Source organism: Bradyrhizobium sp. 1(2017) (genome assembly GCF_011602485.2).
Lineage (GTDB): Bacteria > Pseudomonadota > Alphaproteobacteria > Rhizobiales > Xanthobacteraceae > Bradyrhizobium.
In genome coordinates this window covers 7,841,348-7,858,280 of record NZ_CP050022.2, presented here as the reverse complement: position 1 = coordinate 7,858,280, position 16,933 = coordinate 7,841,348, and the positions used below count along the sequence as shown (strand labels likewise).

Sequence of the window (16,933 nt, the reverse complement as noted above, 5' to 3'; positions counted from 1 at the left end):
CGTCAGAAAACTTCTCTTGAGAGATATAGTTGCGTTGTGAGCGCCATGCAGGATTCTCCTGCAGAACCCTTCGACAGGGTCCCCGGAATGGCGCGACCTCAAAGCGAGTCCATCGTCAGGCATGGCTCGACCGTCCGGCGGGAACGCCGCGTCAGATCAGCGATGTCAGAGATGGAGGGGTCGCGAGGTCAGCGCGTACTCTGCGCTCCGTCACACGCGGAAGGCTGGTGATCAGACGGATCTAGGACGGCATCGTTGGAATGCGAAACGTGCTTCAATACCGCGTTGAGTCCGTAAGACATGATACCTCCCCGTCCTGCCGTGATCGCTCACGGCAAGGTCCTGCGTGTCTTGAAGACAACCGCGCCGTACTCCTGGCGCGGATGCCTGCCCATGTACTGGTCGTCCGCTCGACGTCGCCGCCTTGCGTGTCGGGATAGTCTCGCGACGTCTCTCAAGTGCGCTTGGCGCGAGGCGGGAAATCCGCCTGGAGACATTCAGACAAAGAACTACCGTTCCCATATTGATATGGGTTGTGAACCGACATCGCTTGTTGAAGCGTCGCCTACGTGCTCACCGCCGCCGATTTGCACGTTCGCCCCGTTTCCTAAACCGCGCTGGTCTGAAGATCGTGGGCGCCGCTGACGACTTAAGGAATACACTAAGCGGAAAGACTCGCAACGGAATTGATTCACACTTGAGGCATCAAAAAACTTGACCTCGGTTAACGGCGCGCGCGAGTTGTTCACAGGCTCGGAAGCAAGTTTTTGGATTCGTGCACAGAATCGAAAACGTCGCGCCTCATGTGACAATTATCCGCCACCGCCAAAAATCTTTTAAAATTTCGTCACGCACCCGACGTGCGGGCGAATTTTCCAAATGCTTGCGATCACTATGTCGATAAGTGATTAGCGAGACATCGTTTTTTGAGTCTCGTTTTCCAGGGTAACTCCCCAGCGATGGGCGCTCCTGTGAATCTACGGTGTGTAGAACTTTCGTCGCCTGCGATTTAATTCGAGCCCGCCGCGCAGCGGTTTTTTGCAACGCAGTGAAAGTTTCGCCTGTGGCAAAACTTCGGCAGGTAAAACTACGGAACGAAGAATAGCGCTGACGATGCAGCTCTTCCAATCAACCATCGAACGTGGCGTCACCTTGCGTGAATATGACGGCCAACAAAAAAAGCCCGGCGCGATGCCGGGCTGTTTGCAGCGTCGATCGGATCGACCGATCGGATGAAGCCGCGCGATTGCTTCGCGGGCTTGCCTCGCCAGTTTACTTCGTCAGCTTACTTGGCGAGCTTGGCGATCTGCGCGGTGAGGCGCGAGACTTTGCGGCTGGCGTTGTTCTTGTGAATGATGTTGCGTTGGGCGGCGCGCATCAAAGCCGGCTCGGCGTTCGCCAGCGCCTTCACGGCAGCGGCGCGGTCGCCGGTCGCGATGGCTTCCTCGACGGTGCGCACGGCACCGCGCATCTGGGTGCGGCGCGACTTGTTGACGGCGGTGCGGCGGGCGATCTTGCGCGTCGCTTTCTTGGCGGAAGTGGTATTGGCCATGGTCTCAATGTCCTTTGCGGTACCGGTCGCGTCTTGGTCGGGTAGCGCCGGCTGCTTGACCGCTGAATCGACGCTCGGATTTCGGGTGTTCGGTTGCTGGCTATTCCCGGAACATGAGGCTTGGACAGCCTGCAACTGCTCAAAGAACAGCGGCGGCAGGATTGCGCCCACCGCCAGTTGGCGCCCTTATAGAGAGGCTCTTGGGCACCGTCAACGCTTTCCGGACTGGAAAACCAGCCCTCCGGGCGCTTGAATGGTTGCCGTAACGCCCTGAAGCGGTTGAATTTCTGCCGTCGTCCGGCTATTGGCTGGCGACATTCCGAAAAGGCCGTTCGAGCGAACGGCTATCATGGGTGAGGCATGATCCGCGGCTTTTTCCGACTGATTGGGCTGTTGCTGCTCGCCGGCGGGTTCATCTTCATGGTCTATGACGGCGCCCGCTGGGTGGCCGATCAGACCCTCAAATTCACCCGGTTCGGCCAGTTCTGGAATGATATCAATCAGGCCAGCCAGACCGCGTTCCGGACCTGGGTCGAGGCCAAGGCGCCCTGGCTCTGGACCTCGGTGATCCGCCTGGTGCTGGATCAGCCGGTCTTCGCCGTCCTCGGCATTCTCGGCATCCTGCTGATGATCCTGTTCCGTCCGCGGAAACCGCTGATCGGCTATTCCCGGGACTGAGCTTTCGATCGCGCGATCGAGTGCACGAAGGGCGGCGTAACAGAGCTGCCCCTGCTTGCGTAGATACCTATATTCCCACCTGATCGCGAGCACGCCGCCTGAGCGCCTGTCTCATGCGACGGCCAGCTCGTCTGCGGAGACCCATCATGCTGTTCATGCGCAAGACCACCGCATTGCCGAGTGCAGCCGAAGCACTGCCCGGCCGCGCGCAGGCCATTCCGACCGCGACCACCCATTTCGTCAACGGCGCGCGATTGCAGCCGCCTTATCCGGCCGGCTTCGAGCAGGCTGTGTTCGGGCTCGGCTGCTTCTGGGGCGCCGAGCGCAAGTTCTGGGAGCTCGGTGACGGCGTCTTTGCGACCGCTGTTGGCTATGCCGGCGGCCACACGCCGAACCCGACCTATGAAGAGGTCTGTTCGGGCCGCACCGCCCATACCGAAGTGGTGCTGGTCGTGTTCGATCCGAAGCAGATCTCCTACGAGAAACTGCTGAAGACGTTCTGGGAAAGCCACAACCCGACGCAGGGCATGCGGCAGGGCAACGATGTCGGCACGCAGTACCGGAGCGCGATCTACACTTACTCGGACGCGCAGCAGAAGGCGGCCGAGGAATCGAAGGCGCTCTACCAGAAGGCACTTGCTGCAAAGCGGCTCGGTGCCATCACCACCGAGATCGCACCCGCCGGCGAATTCTATTTCGCCGAGGATTATCATCAGCAATATCTGGCGAAGAATCCCGCCGGCTATTGCGGTCTTGGCGGCACCGGCGTGTCCTGCCCGATCGGCGTCGGTGTGAGCGCGTAGTCATCTGCATTCGTCATTCCGGGGCGCGCGTTAGCGCGAACTCGGAATCTCGCGCTACACCTTCTGGATTCCGGGTTCGTCGCTATCGCGACGCCCCGGAATGACAGTGCTGCAGCGCCACGACCACCCCCTCAACGCTTTGTTAACCATAACCGGTGCATCACTGAAGCCGTCTCGTTTCGAGGGATAGGTCCGGTGCCGGTTGCACGCGCGTTTCGATGGTCGATCTCGGCGACGTCCTTGGCAGCGTCCGCCGCGCTTGCCCTTGGCGGCTGTATGCAGACCGCGGGCCCCGTCGCGGTGATGCCGCCGCGCGCCGATCTCGACTCGATGGCCTATGGCCAGCCCTACAGCGCACCGCAGCCGGTCGTCGTTGCCGACGGTGGCGGCGCCATCGGTGCGCTGCGCAATTCCTTTGCCTCTTCGCCCGCGCCCATGCCGGTCGGCTACGCCGCGCCGATGGTGGTGCGCAATGGCGCCTCCTACCATCTCGACGCCGGCGACAAGCTTCGCGTCGTGGTCTACGGCCAGGAGGGGCTCACCAACAGCTATTCGATCGACGCGGGCGGCTCCATCACCATGCCGCTGATCGGCTCCGTTCCGGCGCGCGGCCGCACCACGGCAGGGTTGGCCGGCGAGATCGCCGCACGCCTGCGCAACGGCTACATCCGCGAGCCTTCGGTCGCGGTGGAGATCGAGGCCTATCGCCCGTTCTTCATCCTCGGCGAAGTCCTCGCGCCCGGCCAATATCCTTACGTCCCGAACATGACGGTCGAGAGCGCGGTCGCCATCGCCGGCGGCTTCTCGCCCCGCGCCAAGCGCGACATGGTCACCGTCACGCACACCGAAAATGGCGGTGCCATGCGCGCCGTCGTCCCGCTCGGCACGCCCCTGGCGCCGGGGGACACCGTGTTCGTCGGCGAGCGCTGGTTCTAGGTTTCAGCATCTCTGACGCCCCATGGACACCGGGCCCGTGACTTCGTCGCGTCCCGGAATGACGAGAGGACAGAGCGGGGCCTGCTGCACCCGCATCTCACCTTCGAAAATCCAGCCGCCCTTCCGGAAAGCATCCGTCGATCCGTGCGTCGTCGACCACGAGGCCGACCCAGGGCCGTGTGATCGCCGGTGTGGTCAGGTTGATGTATTTCCCGACCAGGCGTGCACCCTCTCGCGCAGCATCGATCAGCCCATGTCGGCGCCCATGGTCCCAATCAAAGCGGAGGTAGATGCGTCCGCCTGCGACCCGCACGTCCGCGCGCCCCCGTTTCCAGTTCTCCGGCGTGTCGCCGGCAATGGTCGGATCGGCGCCGCCATTCCAGCGGCTGGCCCAGATGCCGTCGAGCGGGTCGAAAGGCGTCGCGATGGATGCCCATGCCGCTGCGTTGACATCGGCCGCAACGCCGGACAGCGATGCCGAGGCGGCAAAGTCTCTCACCTCGGAATCGTCAGGCGACGGAACGTCCATCGTTCCGAACGGATTGCGGAGGACAAGGTGCGTGATGGCCTGCGGCATGGCGAGCTCCCGGCGAGAGTGGGTTTGATCCGCCAGCTCTATCGCCGGGCAGCATGATGCAGCCACCCGATTCCCGCTCTCGCCTCTCGTCATTCCAGGGCGCACCATAGTTTGCGCTGCGCGCGCCCCGGAATGATGCTGCGCTCTACCTCAAATGCTTCGCGAAGAAATCCATGCTGCGCGGCCAGGCGATGTCGGCGCTGGCCTTGTCGTAGCTGGCGCGCTCGTCGCAATGGAAGCCGTGCTGCGCGCCCGGATAGACGAAGACCTCCACGTCAGGCCGCTTCGCCTTGATGGTCTCGACGTCGGTGAGCGGAATGCCGGCGTCCTTCTCGCCGAAATGCAGCTGCGTCGGCACCTTCGGCGTCTCGTCGGCAAAGCGCACCACCGCGCCGCCATAATAGCCGATCGCGGCTTTCAGCCCCGACAGCCGCGTCGCCGCGACGAAGGCGATGCTGCCGCCCAGGCAAAAGCCGATGATGCCCACGGGGCCGACGCTCTTCACGGCATCGATCGCCGCTTGCGTGTCGCGCAGCATCGCGGCCCAGTCGGGGTTGGCGACGAACTTGCGCGCCTCCGCGATCTCGTCGGGTGAGTAGCCCGACTGGAAGTTCGGCGAGGTCCGGTCGAAGATCGACGGCGCGATCGCGACATAGCCTTGCCCGGCAAGGCGGTCGCAGACCGAGCGGATGTGGTGATTGACCCCGAAGATCTCCTGGATCACCACCACCGCGCCTTTCGGCGTGCCGGAGGGATCGGCGCGATAGGCGCCGAGCTGGAAATTGTCGGAGGCCGTCAGCTTGATGTCCTGTCCCACGCGGTTTGTCCTTGTTGGTTGTGGATCCGAATTCGGCTCTTTCCCTCATCCTGAGGAGCGCGCCCTTGCGCGCGCCTCGAAGGATGAAGGGTCGAGCTGCGAAAGGCTGGCCCGCATGGTTCGAGACGCGCCTGCGGCGCTCCTCACCACGAGGGGATACTCCTTACTCCCACATCCAGTTCTCGCCGTAATCCTCTTTCCATCCTGCCAGCCGTCCATGACGGAATTGCAGGAACAGGCGGTGGCGGTAGGGGATCAGGCCGCTGCCGCCGATGTTGCGGAGCGCGAGATAGATCTCGTTGCCGGGACGTCCCCGCACATATTGCAGCGGCTGCCCCAGGGCGCGCGCGGTCGCTTCGGCATCCATGCCGAAGGCGAGCGGTGTGTTGTTCGACAAGGTCGCGACGAAGGGCCGGCGCGGCGGCACGGTGCCGAACGGCTCGGCCTGCGTCGCCGACGACAACAGCGTCGCCATCGCACCTGCCGCGAATATCGTTCGCATCATGGTCTGCGTCCCTGATTGTCTGGCCTATCCCGGCAAGTTCTTCAGGAAAGGCACGACCGCGTCAACAAAAGCCTCGGGCTGATCGATGTTGACGGCGTGTCCGGCGGCGGGGATCACGGCCTTTTGTGCGCCGGGAATCTTCGCCGCCATGTAGTCGGACGCCGCCAGGAACGGCGTATCGTCGGCGCCGACCACGATCAGGCTGGGCACCTTGATGTCGGGCAGCAGCTCGATGACGCGCGCATCGCGCTGGGTCAGCATGCCGCGTGCCGCCAGCGCCAGCCCCTTGGCGTTGCGATGGCTGGCGGTGGCGCGCTCGCGCGTTGCCGATTTCAAGACGTCGAGGCCTTCGCGGTCGAGCCTGTCGGCGGTGGCAAGCGCCCGCGCGTTCCAGGCTTCGCGCGCGTCGTCCTTCTTGAAGCCGGGACCGGTGTCGATGATCAGCAGCGCGCGGGCGCGATGCGGGTGTGTGCGATAGAACGCCAGCGACATGTAGCCGCCGAGCGAGAGCCCACCGATGATGGCGCGTTCAGCGCCGACCGCATCGAGGATTGCGGCTATGTCGCCGACAGTCAGCGCTTCACTGTAGGCACGGGGATCATCGGGATAATCGGACTGGCCGTGGCCGCGCATGTCCCACAGGATCAGCTTGTGGTCCTTCGCCAGCGCATCGATCTGGCCGTGCCACATCGCCGACGTCGAGGAGTAGCCATGGGTCAGCAGCAACGGCGGCCCATCGCCATGAACTTCGTAATAGATATTGACGCCGTCCCGATCGATCTTCGGCATGGTTTCCTTCCTTTTCGTTTTTCTTGCCGCGTTAGCAGTCTCTGTCTCCGCGCGCCGGGCTCTCAACCTTCCGATCAAGGGATACCGCATCCGTGGCCTTGCGCCACCTCGTCCGGGCACGATCGGCGTCCAAAAAAATCCATTTGTTATCAATGACATCTCTACTGTGCATGGGGTTGTTTTTCGACTTTTGATCAGCCCCCGATCGAATTCCCTAAAATTGCGTGCATTCCCGGAAGGTTCCATTGAGCACGCCTCTTAAGGGCCGGAGAACCTGATCCGGCTTAGGCTTGATGCAAATATGCCCGTGCCCTCGGTACCATTTGGGGAAGTCATGAACGCCTCAGCCAAATCCGCCGCCAAACGCCGGCTTCTGCTCGCCTCCGACCGGAGCGACGAGAGCAGCGAGCTTGCCAGCATCTTGAAGGCGGTCGGCGACGTCTCGACGGTGACGACCCAGGACATCCCCGAGAAGCCGTCGCGCGATCTCTCCGGCCTCGTCGTCGACATCAATCTGCGCTCGCCCGAGAGTGTGCAGCGGGTGCGCAACAAGCTGCGCGGCGACGCCTATCGCTCGATGCCGCGGCTGTTCGTGCTTGCCGATGCCCTGCATCACGGCACCATGCAGGCCTGGGCGCTGGGCGCCACCGACACCATCGCGCGCCCGCTCCAGGCCGACGCCATCCTTCAACGCATCCGCTCCGCCTTCCCGGACACCGCGGTCTATGACGCGACCGATCGCGGCAAGACGCTCAATCGCGGCGTCGAGGCGGCGCATGCGGTCCTCGCCAGGATGTTCGAGAAGCTTCCGCTCGGCGAGCCCCTGACCTTCGACGACGTCATTGCCGCCGAGAGCAAGATCCTGAAGGCGATCAAGCATTCCTCGCTGCGCGAATGGCTCACCACCGTCGGCTGCCACCATGTCGGCAGCTATCGGCACTGCCTGTTCGTCACCGGTTTCGCCGTCGCCTTCGCCCAGCATCTTGGCATGCGCGAGGACGACCAGCGCCGCCTGACCCGCGCCGCGCTGCTGCACGACGTCGGCAAGGCCTTCGTTCCCTCCGCGCTGCTCGACAAGCCCGGCAAGCTCTCCGACGAGGAGATGGCCGAGGTCCGCCAGCATCCCCGCCGCGGCTATGAGGCGCTCGCCGCGCAAGGCGGCTTCCCGCCGGAGATGCTCGACGTGATCCTGCATCACCATGAATTCCTCGACGGCTCCGGCTATCCGAACGGCCTGTCCTCGAACCAGATCAGCGACATCGTGCGCCTGACCACGATCGTCGACATCTACGCCGCCCTGGTGGAGAAGCGTGCCTACCGCATGCCCTTCACCCACACCCGCGCCTTCACGATGATGGAAGGCATGGGCGGCAAGCTCGACCAGCAGCTGCTGCAGGCGTTCAGGCCCGTGGCGCTGGGGTCGTTTTGAGTTCGATGCCGCTGCTCTAGCGTCGCCGCCGCCATACCCTCGGTGTCGTCCCGGCGAACGCCGGGACCCATAACCACAGGGAGAGGTTTGGCGAAGACTAGTGGTTCGGTATGGGGCATTGTGCGTCATCGTTGGATCACGCGGTATGGGTCCCGGCGTTCGCCGGGACGACATCGTCACCCCACCATCTTCCGCAGCTCCGCCTTCGCCACCTTCTCCAGCGTCGAGCGCGGCATGTCGTCGACGAGCCTGATCTCGCGCGGCACCTTGAAGTCGGCGAGGCCGGCGCGGCAGGCTTCCATCACGCGATCATGCAGGCCGGGCGCGGCGTCCGCGACGCCGCCCTGCGGGATGATGAAGACGACCGGCACCTCATCCAGCATCGGATGCGTCTTGGCCACCACGGCCGCCTCGCGCACGCCGGGGACCAGCGCGATCACCTGCTCGATCTCGGAGGCCGCGACGTTCTCGCCGCCGACCTTCAGCATGTCCTTGGCGCGGTCGCCGAACTTGATGTAGCCGTTCGCGAGCCGCTCGACGCGATCGCCGGTGAGGAAGAAGCCGTGCTCGTCGAAGCTTTCGCGCGTCGCCTTCTCGTTGTGCAGGTATTCGGCGAACAGCGACAGGCCGGGGATGCCCTTGATCGAGAGATTGCCGGTGCCGCCGACGTCGGTCGGCCGGCCGTCGTCATCGCTGATGCGGATCTGATATTCCGGCGCGGCGCGGCCGATCGACATCGGTAGGTTGGGCTGGTCGACCTCGCCGACGATGCCGTGGGTGATGGTCTCGGTCATGCCCCACCAGCCGATCATCTTGATGCCGAACGCGGCAAAGGCCGGCGGCTCGTTGATGGCGGTGCCCCACAGGCGGAACTTGTGGTCGCGCGGAATCTCCTGCTCGAGCAGCGCCTTCATGCAGAACGGAATGGTCGAGGTCCAGGTCGCGCCGTGCTCGCGCGCGACACCCCAGAACCGGCTCGCGGAGAAGCGCGGCTGGATCACGCAGGTTGCGCCGACCCACAGCGTCGCCAGCATGGAATAGGCCAGCGCGTTGGTATGGAACAGCGGCAGATAAGCCTGGTGCACGTCGCCGGCATGAAGGTCTTCATGCGCGGCGTTGATCTTGGCGCCCCACAGCGCGTTGGCGTGGGTCCACAGCACCGCCTTCGGGCGCGACGTCGTGCCCGAGGTGTATTGCACGCTGCACGGTGCGAGCGGATCGGTGGCGCGGCTGGGACGGTCGGCACTGTCGGCGAACAAGGCTTCGAAACTGTCGCCGCGCGCGACCGCTTGCGCAGGCGCCGCTCCCGCATCATGCGAGGTCACCGCCATCCAGCGTATGTTGCGGCAGTTCTGCGCGACGATGTCCGCATAGGCCGGCTGCGTGATCGCAGCGACCGCGCCGCAATGATCTGCGAAATACGCGATCTCGGCCGGCGCCGAGCGGGTGTTGGTGGTGACCGCGATGGCGCCTAGCTCGACACAGGCAAACCAGGCCAGCATTGCCTCGATGCAATTGTCGAGGTGGATGAGCACATATTCGCCCGGCTTGACGCCGCGCTTTACGAGCCCCGCAGCGAGCGCGCCGACCCGCTCGTGAAACTCGCCATAGCTCCAGCGCCGCGCCGGTGCATCGAACGGCGCCCAGATCAGGAACGGATGTGAGCTGCGCACCTCGGCCCGCATCCTCAAGAGCCAGGGCACGTCGAGCCCGTCGAACGGTCCCACGATTCCGGCAGCGGTCTGTTGAATGGGCATGTGTCCTCCCGTGCAGCCCGCATCTTGATGGCGGCTGCCTCTTGATTATTGCGTCTTCCTGCCATCGCGGGGCACGTGGCGCAAATCGGGCTGGGAGCGCCGTGCAGTGCCGGACGCTAGCACTCTCTTCGTTGTCATTCCGGGATGGTCCGAAGGACCAGATCCGGAATCTCGAGATTCCGGGCTCGGTGCTACGCACTGCCCCGGAACGACGAGTCTAGTTTTCGTAAGAGGAGATCTCGATCAGGCTGCCATCGGGATCCCGGCAATAGACCGAGCGCAGCGTGCCGCGCGCGCCCTGCTTCGGGCCGGGCCCTTCCTCGATTGCGACGCCATGGGCCTGCAGATGCGCCACCACCTCGTCTGGTGTGGCCGAAGTGAGGAAGCACAGATCCTCGCTCCCGGCGGTTGGATGGTCGGCGGTAAACCATTCCACCTTGTCGGCATCGCGTTGCCGCACGTTGATCCTCTGGTTACCGAAGATGAGGAAAGTCCGCGGCGCTTTGCCGCCGCCCGGATCGAATACCTTGACTTCCATGCCGAGAATCCTGCGGTACCACTCCGCGGTCGCCGCAACATCGACGACATTGATCACGAGATGATCCAGGGCGTGAACCTTGACCGGCATGCCTTATCCTTTCGTCGTGATGCGTCCCGCGCACTTTCCGCCTGCGGCAAGCTTTGTTACAACCGCGCCGACGCCGCTTTCAAGCCATTCGACCTTCAAGAACAACACTGGGAGAACCCTTGAGATGATCACTCGCCGTACCGCGCTGGGCCTGCTCGCCGCCAGTCCGCTTGCAGCCACCCCGCTGTCCCGGGCGCTTGCCGCCGATTATCCGGCCCGGCCGGTGAAATGGGTGGTCGGCTATCCGCCGGGCGGGGCCACCGACATCCTGGCGCGGCTGATCGGCCAGCGGCTGTCGGAAAAGCTCGGCCAGCAATTCGTGATCGAGAACAAGCCGGGAGCCGGGAACAACATCGGAACCGAATCGGTCGTCAACGCCGAGCCCGACGGTTACACGCTGCAGCTGGTCAATCCGGCCAACTACATCAATGCCTCGCTGTACGCCAACCTGAAGTTCAACTTCGTCCGCGACATCGCGCCGGTTGCCTCGTTCCAGCGCGTGCCGAACGTGATGACGGTCAACAAGGACGTGCCGGTCAAGAACGTCGCCGAATTCATCGAATATGTGAAGGCCAATCCCGGCAAAGTGAACATGGCCTCGTCCGGCAACGGCACCTCGGTGCATCTGTCCGGCGAGATGTTCATGGCGATGACCGGCTGCAAGATGCAGCACGTGCCCTATCGCGGTGCGGCGCCTGCGATCACCGACATGCTCGGCGGCCAGGTGCAGGTGATCTTCGACAACATGCCGTCGATCATCCAGCACATCCGCTCCGGCTCGCTTCGCGCCATCGGCGTCACCACCACGGAACGCTCGCCGCAATTGCCCGACGTGCAGCCGATCGCCGATACCGTCAAGGGCTATGAGGCCAGTGCGCTGTTCGGCATGGGCGCGCCGAAGAACACGCCGAAGGAGATCATCGCCAAGCTCAACACCGAGATCAACACGCTGATGAAGGAGCCCGACATGGCCAAGCGTCTGGTCGAGCTCGGCGGCGAGCCGCGGGTACAGACGCCCGAAGCGTTCGGCGAGGAGATCAAGGCCGAGACCGAGAAGTGGAAGAAGGTCGTCGAGTTCGCCGGTCTGAAGGTCGAATAGCAACCTTGCGGCCTTGCCGGCGTTCTCCGGAGGAGACTTTTTTTCCTCAGGCATCCGGCAAGGAGCACGCAGATGCGCAAGGCAACGTTCGCGATGATCGCGCTGGCTGGATTGGGTGTCGGCAGCCTTGCCGGCGTCGGTCCAGCCGCGGCTTATGACTATCCCTGGTGCGCCCAGGGCAAAGGCTACGGTTACCCCGGCGAATGCGCCTACCGGACCCTGCAACAATGTCAGGCCAGCGTCTCCGGCCGCCTGCTGAGCTGCGGGATCAATCCCCGCACGGCATACAACCAGCAGGGGCCTTCGAGGCGGTATCGGCACGACTACTACGCGCCCTATTAGGGACGCGGCCCAGCCCCACGATCCGGATAAAGTGAGTTGACGCGACCTGGCCAAAGGGGCGCTCTGTCCTCATTGTATTGGAGGACGGACCGTGACCAGGACCCAATTCGTTTTGGCGACGCTGGCTGCCATCGTGCTGGCAGGCATTGCCGACGCGACGCCGGCAGCAGCCCGCGACTATCCCTGGTGCGCGCAGGGTGGCGAGTATGATTATCCCGGCGAATGCGCCTACAGCACTTATGAGCAATGCCAGGCCAGTGTCTCTGGGCGACTCCTGTACTGCGATCGCAATCCCCGGGTTGCCTACGGTCAGGTGCAGCAGCCGCAACCGCATCGGCGTACGCGGCCCGTTGCACCGTACTAGCCGCAAACGCACTCCGCGGTCCCGCAGCAGCGCATTTTCGCGTAATTGCTCCGGAATAAATTGGCTCCGCCAGCCTTTCTCTTTGTGAGGTCGCATGTCGCGCGGCGAACATGGGAGATCGGTCATGCGCAAAGTGCAATTCGTGCTGGGCACCATGGTCCTGATGTGGCTCGCCGGCGGTGCCACGGCGCGTGCGGACAACGCGTGGTGCATCCAGGATTCGGAATACGGCTATCCCGGCGATTGTTCCTATCAAACCCTTGGGCAGTGCCAGGCGAGCGCGTCCGGCCGCAAGGGCTTCTGCGGACAGAATCCCGCCGTGGTCACGCGACCGCCGCCGCCGGCACTGCGCGGTCGGCGCGTTCCGCCAAACTAGTCGCGCCTTTCGCGCTATGCTGACCGCTTCCTGATCACGCCGTCGTGCAGATCCGCGCCCGCGAGTCCCGTCTTGACGTCTCTTCGCTTGCGCCTATACTAAACCATATGGTTAAGTATGGAGATGAGACGCTGGATCGGACCTTTGCGGCGCTGTCCGACCCGACAAGGCGCGCATTGCTCGCACGTCTTGGCGAGCGGGAGAGCCTGTCAGTGAGCGAGCTGGCCGCGCCGTTTCCGGTCTCTTTGCCGGCGATCATGAAGCATCTCGACGTGCTCACGGATGCGGGCCTGATCGTGCGGGAGAAGACCGGGCGCACGGTCGCCTGCCGGCTCACCGCACAGCCGATGGAGCAGGCGATGAACTGGCTCAATCGCTACGCGCAGTTCTGGTCCGAGAAGTTCGATCGCCTTGCCGCCTTCGTGGAGGAAGAGAAATGGTCAACGCCCAGTCCCGCGCAGTCGACGCCTCAACCGAACGCCCAAGCCTCACGCTCACGCGCCGGCTCCGCGCGCGGCCCGAAAAAGTCTACGCCGCCTGGACGCAGGCCGCGCAGCTAGCGCAATGGTTCGGGCCGCCGAACATGAAGCCGGCGACGCTGAACGCCGAGCTCGATGTCCGTGCCGGTGGCCGTTACCGCATCAGCTTCACGGGTGACGACGGCGAGTATTTCGAGGCGGGCGGGGTCTTTCGCGAGGTCGTGCCGAACGAGCGGCTGGTTTTCACCTGGGCCTGGCACTCGACGCCGGAGCGCGAATCGCTGGTGACGATCACGCTGAAACCGGACGGCCCCGGCACGCTGATGATCTTCCATCACGCCCAGTTCTTTGACGAGGTTGCACGCGACAACCACCAGCGTGGCTGGAGCTCGTTCCTCGACAAGCTCGATGCTTTCGTCGCCTGACATCAGGGAGGACACCATGCAGCAGCATCAGATCGTCTCGCGCGAGCAATGGATCTCTGCGCGCAAGGCTCACCTGGCGCGCGAGAAGGAGCTCACGGCGGCCCGCGAGCGTCTCGCCGAGGAACGTCGCGCCATGCCCTGGGTCAGGATCGACAAGAATTACGTGTTCGACGGCCCGGACGGCAATTTGACGCTTGGCGATCTCTTCAGGGGGCGTCCGCAGCTCGTGGTTCAGCACGTGATGTTCGCGCCCGACTGGGAGGCGGCCTGCAAGAGCTGCTCATTCTGGGCTGACGGTCTTGATCGCATGGTGCCGCACCTGGCCGCGCGCGACACCACGACGGTCGCAATCTCGCTGGCGCCGGTCGCAAAGCTCGACGCCTTCAAGAAGCGGATGGGCTGGAGCTTCGACTGGGTTTCCTCAGGGGCCAACGACTTCAACCACGATTTCGGCGTGACATTCTCGCCGGAGCAGATCGCGACCGGAAAGCCCATGTACAATTTCGGCACCACGTCGATCTACGGCCCGGAGCTGCCCGGCATCAGCGTGTTCTGCCGCAACGAGGCTGGCGAGATCTTCCACACCTACTCCTGCTTTGCCCGCGGCCTCGACATGATGAACGTCGCCTATCAATATCTCGACCTCACCCCACTCGGTCGCCACGAGGACGGTCTGCCCTATCCGATGGACTGGGTGCGCCTGCGCGACCAGTACGAGCCGCAGGCGACGAAGGATGCATGCTGCCACGGGTGAGTTGCTAGACCTGTTAGGTTCACACGGCGTCATCGCCGGGCTTGACCGGGCGATCCAGTACTCCGAGACGGACGTGCTTGAATCGAGCGGCTGCGGCGTACTGGATTCCCCGCCTTCGCGGGGAATGACAGCAATGATTGGCGCGACAGCGCGTGCCTCGGTCTCACTTACCGCTTCGCGTCGGCCTGCTCCGTGCCATTGCACGAGATCAGCATCGTGTAGGCGCGGGCGCTGCCGGCGATTTCTGTGGTCTTCAATTCACCCTTCGGCTCTGCGGTCTGGTAGGGCACCACGGAATTGTCGAGGAAGTCGCGCAGCGCGCCGGTCTTGATGGCGAAATTGATGTTCTCGGGAATGTTGCCGGTCGCAGCGGCGACCCGTAATCCGTCGAGCTTGCTTGTGACGACGCCGACGACCTGCCCTGTGGTGTCGAACAGCGGGCCGCCGCTATTGCCGGGTTGCACCGCCGCGCTGATCTGCAGGAAACGCGAATCGTTGCGCAGGCCACTCAGCGAACTGACGATGCCGGTCGTGACGGTGAAGTCCGAGGTCAGCAGCCCGTGGAAGGGAAAGCCGATCGCGATGACGGAGTCGCCGGAACGGATGGAGCGATCGCGGATTCGGGCGAAGTCCTTGACGGTGGTCGTCGGCGGCGTCTGAAGCAAAGCGAGATCGTTGTTGGCATCCGTCGAGACGACGCGCAACACCGTCGCGGCCTCACCGGTGAGATTACCCTTGATGTCGCCGGCGCAGCCGTTGATGACATGGTTGTTGGTGATGACATGCCCGCTGGCACTCACCACAAAGCCGGAGCCGCTTTTGGCTCTGGCAGCCTTGCCGGCGTTTGGCGGCGACGCCTGCTTGTCCGGCGCGGCCTGCGGCTTGGCGGCGACCTTGGTGAAATCACCTGCCTTGCCGAGACCGTCGGCTTTCACTTTGGTGACGCAGTTCGCCAACGCCGTGATCACGGGGCCGGTCGAGGTCAGGCTGAAATTCAGAACGGTGCGGCCGCTCGTTGCGACCATCAAGCTCGCCTTCTGGAACGTCCGCACGACGTTGGGCGGCATCACAGAGGTGAGCATGTTCGGCTGATTGGCGGTGGCGAACAGCCTGGCCTGCTCCTGTCCGTCGAAGATGACGTCGATCGCGGCGTTCTCGCCCTGCTTGAAGCGGTAGCTGGGGCTTGCGAAGGCCAGCGTCCAGGTGCCGACCGAGTTGTAGCCCACGACCAGGATGACGCCGTTCGCGTAGGGCGTCGTCGCCGCGCAATGGGAGAACGCGCCCGTCTCGTCATTGCTGAAGGCACCGCCGATCCAGTTACCGACACTGACACTGCCAAATGGTCCCGCGGCCTGCGCGGCTCCAACGACGCTCACCTGCAACAAGGACGCAACGACGAACGACCTAAACCACATACCAGCCCCCTAGAATGCTTTTGGATCCATCCTATCCGCCCGGACATATGTGGCGCAACCACCAGTTGTTCGTACAGGTCCGAGCCGCTTGCCACGACATCGGCGCTTGCATTTACTTTGCAGTCCTATATACTTTGCGATACAAAGTTACGGGACAGGCAGTCCCGCAAACGCCCGGGTGGAACGAGGTTTTGGCGTCGCCAATGCGTGATCTCGACAAGGCACTGGCCGACATCGTGGCGATTCGCAGCCAGATCGCGGCGGGCACCGCCTTCCGCGGTTACGGCCCGGCGGCCATGGCGGCGACCGGCGCCGTCGCGCTCATCACCGCGATTCTGCAATTCTGGCTGCTCGACGATCCCACCGGCGAACCGCTCGGCTTCTTCATCGGCTGGTTCATTGCTGCCGCGCTCTCCGGCCTGATCATCGGGATCGAGATGCGCGCGCGTTCGCGCCGCCATCATTCGGGCCTCGCCGACGCCATGATTCACCAGGCGGTCGAGCAATTTCTGCCCGCAGGCATCGCTGGCGTGCTGCTCGCGGTGGTGATGTGGAAATTTGCGACGGAAACGCTGTGGCTCCTGCCGGGCTTGTGGCAGATCCTGGTGTCGCTCGGCATCTTCGCCTCCGTCCGCTCGCTGCCGCGCACCGTCGCATTCGCCGGCGCATGGTACTTCGTGTCCGGCTTTGCCGTGGTGGCGCTGGCGAGCCAGACCAAGCTGCTGTCGCCATGGACCATGGGGCTGCCCTTCGTGATCGGGCAGTCGATGATGGCGGCCATTCTGTATGTCGCGTCCGGAGACCATGATGTCGAAGTCTGACAGCGCGCCCTTCTCCTATGAGGGGCTCGATCGCGTGATCCATGAAAAGGCGAGGCTCGGCCTCCTGACCTCGCTGATGGCGCATCCCAAGGGCCTGGCGTTCGCCGACCTCAAGCAGCTCTGCGGCCTCACCGACGGCAATCTCAGCCGTCATCTCGCCGTGCTGCAGGAGGCCGGGCTCGTTGAGGTAACCAAGGGTTATGAAGGCAATCGCCCGCACACGACCTGCCGCCTGACCAAGATCGGACGCCGCCGCTTTCTCGATTATCTCGCCGTGCTGGAGCGGCTGGTGCGCGACGCTGCCAAGGCCGCCGGCCGCGACGCGCCGCCGCTCGGGCGCCTCGGTATCGTATCGACCTGATCTTCCCCTTTTTTGCCCGGAGACTT

20 protein-coding genes and 1 pseudogene are annotated in these 16,933 nt (G+C 63.9%); 13 read left to right on the top strand and 8 right to left on the bottom strand.

Annotation, left to right across the window (positions count from 1 at the left end; all coding sequences use genetic code 11):
* Positions 1–1,285: 1,285 nt before the first annotated feature.
* Entirely contained in the window at positions 1,286–1,552 is a 267-nt protein-coding gene (rpsT, locus tag HAP40_RS37270) for a 30S ribosomal protein S20 (RefSeq protein ID WP_027563963.1), read from the bottom strand.
* 360 nt (positions 1,553–1,912) lie between these two features.
* Here rpsT and HAP40_RS37265 point away from each other — a divergent pair, with 360 nt between their 5' ends.
* The 3 genes from HAP40_RS37265 (at position 1,913) to HAP40_RS37255 (ending at position 3,969) form a co-directional block, all read left to right on the top strand.
* Positions 1,913–2,230: a hypothetical protein gene (locus tag HAP40_RS37265; RefSeq protein WP_091898220.1), complete on the top strand. Its 318-nt coding sequence runs from the start codon at positions 1,913–1,915 to the stop codon at positions 2,228–2,230.
* Between the two features lie 146 nt (positions 2,231–2,376).
* Entirely contained in the window at positions 2,377–3,033 is a 657-nt protein-coding gene (gene msrA / locus HAP40_RS37260; protein WP_166811941.1) for a peptide-methionine (S)-S-oxide reductase MsrA, read from the top strand.
* Positions 3,034–3,228: 195 nt separating this feature from the next.
* Positions 3,229–3,969, top strand: coding sequence for a polysaccharide biosynthesis/export family protein (locus HAP40_RS37255; protein WP_166811943.1), 741 nt, complete (start codon positions 3,229–3,231; stop codon positions 3,967–3,969).
* 97 nt (positions 3,970–4,066) lie between these two features.
* Here the strand turns inward: HAP40_RS37255 and HAP40_RS37250 are convergent, their stop codons facing one another.
* The 4 genes from HAP40_RS37250 to HAP40_RS37235 form a co-directional block, all read right to left on the bottom strand.
* Positions 4,067–4,546: a hypothetical protein gene (locus HAP40_RS37250; RefSeq protein ID WP_166811945.1), complete on the bottom strand. Its 480-nt coding sequence runs from the start codon at positions 4,544–4,546 to the stop codon at positions 4,067–4,069.
* 145 nt (positions 4,547–4,691) lie between these two features.
* On the bottom strand, positions 4,692–5,363 hold the full coding sequence (locus tag HAP40_RS37245) for a dienelactone hydrolase family protein (RefSeq protein WP_166811947.1): 672 nt from the start codon (positions 5,361–5,363) through the stop codon (positions 4,692–4,694).
* A 163-nt stretch (positions 5,364–5,526) separates the two neighbouring features.
* A complete protein-coding gene (locus HAP40_RS37240) occupies positions 5,527–5,868 on the bottom strand; it encodes a hypothetical protein (protein ID WP_166811949.1) in 342 nt (113 codons plus the stop codon).
* 24 nt (positions 5,869–5,892) lie between these two features.
* Positions 5,893–6,657 (bottom strand): alpha/beta fold hydrolase, encoded by a 765-nt coding sequence (locus HAP40_RS37235; RefSeq protein ID WP_166811951.1) that lies wholly within the window; start codon positions 6,655–6,657, stop codon positions 5,893–5,895.
* 334 nt (positions 6,658–6,991) lie between these two features.
* Between HAP40_RS37235 and HAP40_RS37230 the strand changes: the two genes are divergently transcribed.
* Positions 6,992–8,086: an HD-GYP domain-containing protein gene (locus tag HAP40_RS37230; protein ID WP_166811953.1), complete on the top strand. Its 1,095-nt coding sequence runs from the start codon at positions 6,992–6,994 to the stop codon at positions 8,084–8,086.
* A gap of 176 nt (positions 8,087–8,262) precedes the next feature.
* Here the strand turns inward: HAP40_RS37230 and HAP40_RS37225 are convergent, their stop codons facing one another.
* Complete coding sequence (locus HAP40_RS37225; RefSeq protein WP_166811955.1) at positions 8,263–9,843, bottom strand: AMP-binding protein; 1,581 nt, start codon at positions 9,841–9,843, stop codon at positions 8,263–8,265.
* Positions 9,844–10,060: 217 nt separating this feature from the next.
* On the bottom strand, positions 10,061–10,471 hold the full coding sequence (locus HAP40_RS37220; RefSeq protein WP_166811957.1) for a VOC family protein: 411 nt from the start codon (positions 10,469–10,471) through the stop codon (positions 10,061–10,063).
* Positions 10,472–10,595: 124 nt separating this feature from the next.
* On the opposite strand from HAP40_RS37220, the gene HAP40_RS37215 reads away from it, so the two are divergent.
* From HAP40_RS37215 to HAP40_RS37185, 7 genes and pseudogenes are all read left to right on the top strand, one after another.
* Positions 10,596–11,570 carry a Bug family tripartite tricarboxylate transporter substrate binding protein gene (locus tag HAP40_RS37215; protein ID WP_166811959.1) on the top strand — a complete coding sequence of 325 codons (975 nt, stop codon included), beginning with the start codon at positions 10,596–10,598 and terminating at the stop codon, positions 11,568–11,570.
* Between the two features lie 72 nt (positions 11,571–11,642).
* Complete coding sequence (locus HAP40_RS37210; protein WP_166811961.1) at positions 11,643–11,912, top strand: DUF3551 domain-containing protein; 270 nt, start codon at positions 11,643–11,645, stop codon at positions 11,910–11,912.
* A 91-nt stretch (positions 11,913–12,003) separates the two neighbouring features.
* Positions 12,004–12,276, top strand: a complete 273-nt coding sequence (locus tag HAP40_RS37205) for a DUF3551 domain-containing protein (protein WP_166811963.1) — start codon at positions 12,004–12,006, stop codon at positions 12,274–12,276.
* Between the two features lie 124 nt (positions 12,277–12,400).
* Positions 12,401–12,652: a DUF3551 domain-containing protein gene (locus HAP40_RS37200; RefSeq protein WP_166811965.1), complete on the top strand. Its 252-nt coding sequence runs from the start codon at positions 12,401–12,403 to the stop codon at positions 12,650–12,652.
* 107 nt (positions 12,653–12,759) lie between these two features.
* A pseudogene (locus HAP40_RS37195) lies at positions 12,760–12,951 on the top strand (ArsR/SmtB family transcription factor); the annotation flags it as partial.
* 137 nt (positions 12,952–13,088) lie between these two features.
* Positions 13,089–13,556, top strand: coding sequence for an SRPBCC family protein (locus tag HAP40_RS37190; protein ID WP_246741205.1), 468 nt, complete (start codon positions 13,089–13,091; stop codon positions 13,554–13,556).
* A 16-nt stretch (positions 13,557–13,572) separates the two neighbouring features.
* On the top strand, positions 13,573–14,310 hold the full coding sequence (locus HAP40_RS37185; RefSeq protein WP_166811967.1) for a DUF899 domain-containing protein: 738 nt from the start codon (positions 13,573–13,575) through the stop codon (positions 14,308–14,310).
* Between the two features lie 167 nt (positions 14,311–14,477).
* Here HAP40_RS37185 and HAP40_RS37180 read toward each other — a convergent pair whose 3' ends face one another.
* Entirely contained in the window at positions 14,478–15,725 is a 1,248-nt protein-coding gene (locus tag HAP40_RS37180; RefSeq protein ID WP_166811969.1) for a S1C family serine protease, read from the bottom strand.
* A gap of 203 nt (positions 15,726–15,928) precedes the next feature.
* Here HAP40_RS37180 and HAP40_RS37175 point away from each other — a divergent pair, with 203 nt between their 5' ends.
* Both HAP40_RS37175 and HAP40_RS37170 read left to right on the top strand, forming a co-directional pair.
* Entirely contained in the window at positions 15,929–16,546 is a 618-nt protein-coding gene (locus HAP40_RS37175) for a hypothetical protein (protein WP_166811971.1), read from the top strand.
* Complete coding sequence (locus HAP40_RS37170) at positions 16,533–16,907, top strand: transcriptional regulator (RefSeq protein WP_166811973.1); 375 nt, start codon at positions 16,533–16,535, stop codon at positions 16,905–16,907. Before HAP40_RS37175 ends, HAP40_RS37170 begins: the two co-directional genes overlap by 14 nt.
* Positions 16,908–16,933: the final 26 nt, after the last annotated feature.

Excerpts from the sequence above, each read along its gene's own strand:
- rpsT (WP_027563963.1), bottom strand. The coding sequence starts at position 1,552 with ATGGCCAATACCACTTCCGCCAAGAAAGCGACGCGCAAGATCGCCCGC.
- HAP40_RS37265 (WP_091898220.1), top strand. The coding sequence starts at position 1,913 with ATGATCCGCGGCTTTTTCCGACTGATTGGGCTGTTGCTGCTCGCCGGC.
- msrA (WP_166811941.1), top strand. The coding sequence starts at position 2,377 with ATGCTGTTCATGCGCAAGACCACCGCATTGCCGAGTGCAGCCGAAGCA.
- HAP40_RS37250 (WP_166811945.1), bottom strand. The coding sequence starts at position 4,546 with ATGCCGCAGGCCATCACGCACCTTGTCCTCCGCAATCCGTTCGGAACG.
- HAP40_RS37240 (WP_166811949.1), bottom strand. The coding sequence starts at position 5,868 with ATGATGCGAACGATATTCGCGGCAGGTGCGATGGCGACGCTGTTGTCG.
- HAP40_RS37235 (WP_166811951.1), bottom strand. The coding sequence starts at position 6,657 with ATGCCGAAGATCGATCGGGACGGCGTCAATATCTATTACGAAGTTCAT.
- HAP40_RS37230 (WP_166811953.1), top strand. The coding sequence starts at position 6,992 with ATGAACGCCTCAGCCAAATCCGCCGCCAAACGCCGGCTTCTGCTCGCC.
- HAP40_RS37225 (WP_166811955.1), bottom strand. The coding sequence starts at position 9,843 with ATGCCCATTCAACAGACCGCTGCCGGAATCGTGGGACCGTTCGACGGG.
- HAP40_RS37220 (WP_166811957.1), bottom strand. The coding sequence starts at position 10,471 with ATGCCGGTCAAGGTTCACGCCCTGGATCATCTCGTGATCAATGTCGTC.
- HAP40_RS37215 (WP_166811959.1), top strand. The coding sequence starts at position 10,596 with ATGATCACTCGCCGTACCGCGCTGGGCCTGCTCGCCGCCAGTCCGCTT.
- HAP40_RS37210 (WP_166811961.1), top strand. The coding sequence starts at position 11,643 with ATGCGCAAGGCAACGTTCGCGATGATCGCGCTGGCTGGATTGGGTGTC.
- HAP40_RS37200 (WP_166811965.1), top strand. The coding sequence starts at position 12,401 with ATGCGCAAAGTGCAATTCGTGCTGGGCACCATGGTCCTGATGTGGCTC.
- HAP40_RS37190 (WP_246741205.1), top strand. The coding sequence starts at position 13,089 with ATGGTCAACGCCCAGTCCCGCGCAGTCGACGCCTCAACCGAACGCCCA.
- HAP40_RS37185 (WP_166811967.1), top strand. The coding sequence starts at position 13,573 with ATGCAGCAGCATCAGATCGTCTCGCGCGAGCAATGGATCTCTGCGCGC.
- HAP40_RS37180 (WP_166811969.1), bottom strand. The coding sequence starts at position 15,725 with ATGTGGTTTAGGTCGTTCGTCGTTGCGTCCTTGTTGCAGGTGAGCGTC.
- HAP40_RS37175 (WP_166811971.1), top strand. The coding sequence starts at position 15,929 with ATGCGTGATCTCGACAAGGCACTGGCCGACATCGTGGCGATTCGCAGC.
- HAP40_RS37170 (WP_166811973.1), top strand. The coding sequence starts at position 16,533 with ATGTCGAAGTCTGACAGCGCGCCCTTCTCCTATGAGGGGCTCGATCGC.